The sequence below is a fragment of the Stenotrophomonas sp. HMWF003 genome, from assembly GCF_003061285.1.
Taxonomy (GTDB): domain Bacteria; phylum Pseudomonadota; class Gammaproteobacteria; order Xanthomonadales; family Xanthomonadaceae; genus Stenotrophomonas; species Stenotrophomonas maltophilia_AP.
Map to the genome: position 1 here is coordinate 14960 of NZ_QAIW01000471.1, position 4621 is coordinate 19580.

The 4621-nt window shown below is 70.0% G+C and carries 4 protein-coding genes and 1 pseudogene; all 5 read right to left on the reverse strand.

Annotated features, from left to right (window positions below; translation table 11 throughout):
- A pseudogene (locus tag DBR34_RS24500) lies at nucleotides 1-235 on the reverse strand (DUF4129 domain-containing protein); the annotation flags it as partial.
- Nucleotides 225-1217, reverse strand: coding sequence for a stage II sporulation protein M (locus DBR34_RS21065; RefSeq protein ID WP_128098223.1), 993 nt, complete (start codon nucleotides 1215-1217; stop codon nucleotides 225-227). The gene DBR34_RS21065 and the pseudogene DBR34_RS24500, both read right to left, overlap by 11 nt.
- The gene (locus DBR34_RS21070) at nucleotides 1214-1903 is read right to left on the reverse strand and encodes an RDD family protein (RefSeq protein ID WP_128098224.1); all 690 of its coding nucleotides are present in this window, start codon (nucleotides 1901-1903) and stop codon (nucleotides 1214-1216) included. Before DBR34_RS21070 ends, DBR34_RS21065 begins: the two co-directional genes overlap by 4 nt.
- A gap of 168 nt (nucleotides 1904-2071) precedes the next feature.
- A complete protein-coding gene (locus DBR34_RS21075) occupies nucleotides 2072-2602 on the reverse strand; it encodes a gamma carbonic anhydrase family protein (protein WP_128098225.1) in 531 nt (176 codons plus the stop codon).
- A 139-nt stretch (nucleotides 2603-2741) separates the two neighbouring features.
- The coding region (gene mnmG / locus DBR34_RS21080; RefSeq protein WP_128098226.1) for a tRNA uridine-5-carboxymethylaminomethyl(34) synthesis enzyme MnmG at nucleotides 2742-4621 on the reverse strand (1880 nt) is incomplete at its 5' end.

Below are 4621 nucleotides of genomic sequence, written 5' to 3' on the forward strand. Positions count from 1 at the left end.
CATACAGGGCCAGCCGGTCGAACACCGGCTTGAGCCACCACATCAGCAGCCACGCCCAGCCGAATGCATCGGCCCACCATGCCAGCGCGTTGACCAGCGCGAAGACGGGCAGGCCCAGCAGCACGATCGGTGTCCAGATCGCGCGTGCATGCCGGCGTACCAGCGCCGTGCCCAGCTCTACCGCTTCCCAGCCGCTGCGTGCACGCAGCACCACGTCGAGCTGGTCAATGCGCATGACCGCTCCCACGCCCGCCGCGCCACAACCAGGCGAACACCGCGCTCCACAGCACGGCGGCCACGGCAAACTTGCCCCACGCGGGAATCTCGGCGATCGACGACCAGAACGCTTCGATGAACGCGGCCACCAACAGCATCGCCGCCACGCCCAGGCACAGCCGCGCACCGATCACGCCGCCCTCGATCAATGCATCGATGCGCCGCCTGCGCCCCGGCGCCAGCAGCTTCATGCCCAGCTGCAGGCCGGCGCCCCCGGCGATCACGATCGCGGTCAGTTCGAACGCACCATGCCCGACCACGAAGCGCCAGAACGGATCGCCATGGCCGACGTGCTGCAGATGGCCGGCCACCGCGCCGATGGTGAGCCCGTTGAACAGCAGGATCAGCACCGTGCCCACACCGGCCAGCAGGCCACTGGCGAAGGTACGCAGGCCGATGCTGATGTTGTTCATGATGTAGTAGCCGAACATCATCCAGTCGGTGCCGCTGTCGCGCCCCAGGTGCGGCGCGGCCGGATCGTACATGCGCTCCATCGCGGCGATCTGGGCGTTGTCCATCAGCAGGTGGATGAACTGCGGGTACCACTGCACCAGCGCGAAGGTGCCCACCAGCGGCACCACGAACAGCGCGGTGGCCACCCACATGCTACGTGCCTGGCTGCGCACCAGCTGGGGAAAGTCCGCGAACAGGAATTCCAGCGCACGCCGCCAGCGGGGCGGTGGGGTGCGGTAGAGCAGGCGGTGGCCCTGCTGCATCAGCTGCTGCAGGCGCGCCACCAGCTGCGGGCTGTAGCCGCGCTTGCGGGCCAGCGCCAGCTGCTGGCACAGGCGCCGGTAGTGCTGCGGAATGTCCTCATCATTGAGCCCGTCGGCCGGCGGTTGCCCGCGCCCACTGCGCGGGGTGTCGCCGCGCGTGGCCAGCCAGTGCTCCAGCGCCTGCCATTCGTGCTGGTAGCGGGCGACGAACTGTTCCTGCCTCATCGGCGCCCCAGCAGCCAGTTGGCCATCGCATACAGGCGCAACACGCCCACCTGGCCACCGCCGCCGCTGAGCGGGGCGACGATGCCGGCCAGTTCCTGCTGGCGCGGTGCGGACAGCCGCGCGGCACGTTCGGCAAAGGCCACCACGGCGGCCTGTTCGGCGGGCTGCAACGGTTGCGGTGGCGCCAGCACGGTGTCGATGGCCACGCTGCCCAGCACCGGGCGCGCGCTGTCGTGGATCACCACGGTGCCGGCCACCAGGTCGCCCAGGCGACGCCCGTGTGCATCGAACAGGCTCGACAGCAGGCCCAGCGCGTAGGCGAACGGCAGCATGTCCACGGTGCGCAGCAGGTTGCGGGTGATGGCCGCCATCCAGCCGATCGGCGCACCGTCGCGCGCGACCACGCGCAGGCCCAGCGCGCGCTTGCCGATGGTGCGGCCCCACAGCGCTTCCTGCACGATGGTGTAGGCCCACATCAGCAGGAACATCAGCGCCAGGTAGAGGCCCTGGCCGAACTCGCCGAGGAAGGCCAGCGGAATGCTCAGCATCATCAAGGCGCCGACGCGGATGCTGAAATCGATCGCCCACGCCAGCGCGCGCGGCACCGGACCGGCGGCCGGCAGGTGCAGCGGCACGCCTTCGGGCGTGATCACTTCACGGTAGGTGTCCAGCATCGTCGCGCTCATGCGCGCACGGGGCCGGAAACGATGTGCCGGAATCCTCTCCGGTCTGCTGCCAGCGGGGGCATGCGGTTCTCGACTGCTTCCTGGTCGGCTGTGGACTTTACCGTGCGGCCGGGCCGATGCCCAGCGCCGCGGGCAGGCCGATGGCGGTTGCGACCGTCGCGCGCGCGATCAGCCCAGGTAGGTGTCCTTGAGCCGCACGTAGTGGTCGGCCGAGTAGTGCAGCGATTCGATCTGCTTGCTGGTCAGCGTGCGCACCAGGCGCGCCGGGTTGCCCACCCACAGTTCGCCTTCGCCCACCACCTTGCCCGGGCCCACCACGGCACCGGCGCCGACGAAGCCGTGCTGCTCCACCCGTGCCCCGTCGAGGATGCACGCGCCCATGCCGATCAGGCTGTAATCGCCGATGGTGCAGGCATGGATGATGGTGCCATGGCCCACCGTGACGCCCTCGCCGATCAGGGTAGGGAAGCCTTCCAGGTTGTACGGGCTATGGTGGCTGACATGGATGATGGTGCCGTCCTGGATGTTGCTCCGCGCGCCGATCCGGACGTGGTTGACGTCGCCGCGGATCACCGTGCCCGGCCAGACCGACACGTCATCGCCCAGGACCACGTCACCGATGATGGTGCAGGCCGGGTCGATGTAGCAGCGCTCGCCAAGGACGGGACGCTTGTCGAGGTAGGGGCGGATCGGGGACATGCGCAAACTCCGGCAAGGCAGGGGCGGGGACGCCACCTGCGGCGTTGTCCCGGTCGCCGATGATAACGCGGGCGCATCCGACGGCCGGCGGAGGGTGTGCAGCCGACCAACGGTCGGCTCTACCCGGCGGGGTGGCGGGTTACGCGGCGCGGATGCGGCGCGCGCGCTCCAGGTGCACCAGCAGCAGCGAGATCGCGGCCGGGGTCATGCCGGGGATGCGCTGGGCCTGGCCGATGGTCTGCGGGCGCACGCGCTCGAGCTTCTGCTGCACTTCGGCCGACAACCCGCGCACGCCGGCGTAGTCGAAGTCGCTGGCGATGGCGGTGTTCTCGTGGCGCTGCTGGCGCGCGATCTCATCGCGCTGGCGGTCCAGGTAGCCGGCGTACTTCACGCCGATCTCGACCTGCTCGGCCACCTTCGGGTCGGCCACCGCCGGGCCCAGCGACGGCACCTGCATGAGCTGGGCGTAGTCCAGTTCGGGGCGCTTGATCAGGTCCAGCACGTTGGTTTCGCGGCTGACCGCCACGCCCAGCGTGGCTTCCACTTCGCGGCCCAGTGCATTGCCGGGGGTGGCCCAGAGCGCGCGCAGGCGCGCCGATTCCGTGGCCACCGCCTCCTGCTTGGTCTGGAACGCGGCCCAGCGGCGGTCGTCCACCAAGCCCAGTTCGCGGCCGGTACCGGTCAGGCGCACGTCGGCGTTGTCCTCGCGCAGCTGCAGGCGGTATTCGGCGCGGCTGGTGAACATGCGGTACGGCTCGGTGGTGCCGTGGGTGATCAGGTCGTCGACCAGCACGCCCAGGTACGCCTCGTCGCGGCGCGGGCACCAGCCGGCCTGTTCGCGCACGTGGCGGGCGGCGTTGATGCCGGCCAGCAGGCCCTGCGCGGCGGCTTCTTCATAGCCGGTGGTGCCGTTGATCTGGCCGGCGAAGAACAACCCGGACACGCTCTTGGTCTGCAGGGTGTTGTCCAGCCCGCGCGGGTCGAAGAAGTCGTACTCGATCGCGTAGCCGGGGCGGGTGATGTGCGCGTTCTCGAAACCGGTGATGCTGCGCACCAGCGCCAGCTGCACGTCGAACGGCAGCGAGGTGGAAATGCCGTTGGGGTAGATCTCCACCACGTCCAGCCCTTCGGGCTCGACGAAGATCTGGTGGCTGGCCTTCTCGGCGAAGCGCACCACCTTGTCTTCGATCGACGGGCAGTAACGCGGGCCGATGCCTTCGATCTGGCCGCTGTACAGCGGCGAGCGGTGCAGGGCGCTGCGGATGATCTCGTGGGTGCGCTCGCTGGTGTGGGTGATCCAGCAGCTCACCTGGGCCGGGTGTTCGGCCTGGTCACCCAGGAAGGACATCACCGGGCGCGGGTCGTCGCCGGGTTGCTCGTCCATCACGCGGTAGTCCAGCGACCGGCCGTCGATGCGCGGCGGGGTGCCGGTCTTCAGGCGGTCGATCACGAACGGGCGCTCGCGCAGGCGCGCGGCCAGCGTGGTGGCCGGCGGGTCGCCCATGCGGCCGGCGGCGTACTGGGTCTGGCCCACGTGGATCTTGCCGGCCAGGAAGGTACCCGCGGTGAGCACCACGGCCGGGGCATGGAAGGTCAGCCCGGTCTGGGTGATCGCGCCGCGCACGGTGTCGCCGTCGATCACCAGGTCGTCCACCGCCGCCTGGAACACGGTCAGGTTCGGCTGGGCTTCCACGATCTGGCGGATCGCCATGCGGTACAGGTTGCGGTCGGCCTGGCAGCGGGTGGCGCGCACGGCCGGGCCCTTGGAGGCATTGAGGGTGCGCCACTGGATGCCGGCGCGGTCGGCGGCATGCGCCATGGCCCCGCCCAGGGCGTCGATCTCCTTCACCAGGTGGCCCTTGCCGATCCCGCCGATGGCCGGGTTGCAGCTCATCGCGCCGATGGTTTCCACGTTGTGGGTCAGCAGCAGGGTACGTGCGCCGCTGCGCGCAGCCGCCAGCGCAGCTTCGGTGCCGGCGTGGCCGCCGCCGATGACGATGACGTCGTAACGGTAGAAGG

Coding starts and splice junctions, on each gene's coding strand:
- DBR34_RS21065 (WP_128098223.1), bottom strand. CDS start 1,217: ATGAGGCAGGAACAGTTCGTCGCCCGCTACCAGCACGAATGGCAGGCG.
- DBR34_RS21070 (WP_128098224.1), bottom strand. CDS start 1,903: ATGAGCGCGACGATGCTGGACACCTACCGTGAAGTGATCACGCCCGAA.
- DBR34_RS21075 (WP_128098225.1), bottom strand. CDS start 2,602: ATGTCCCCGATCCGCCCCTACCTCGACAAGCGTCCCGTCCTTGGCGAG.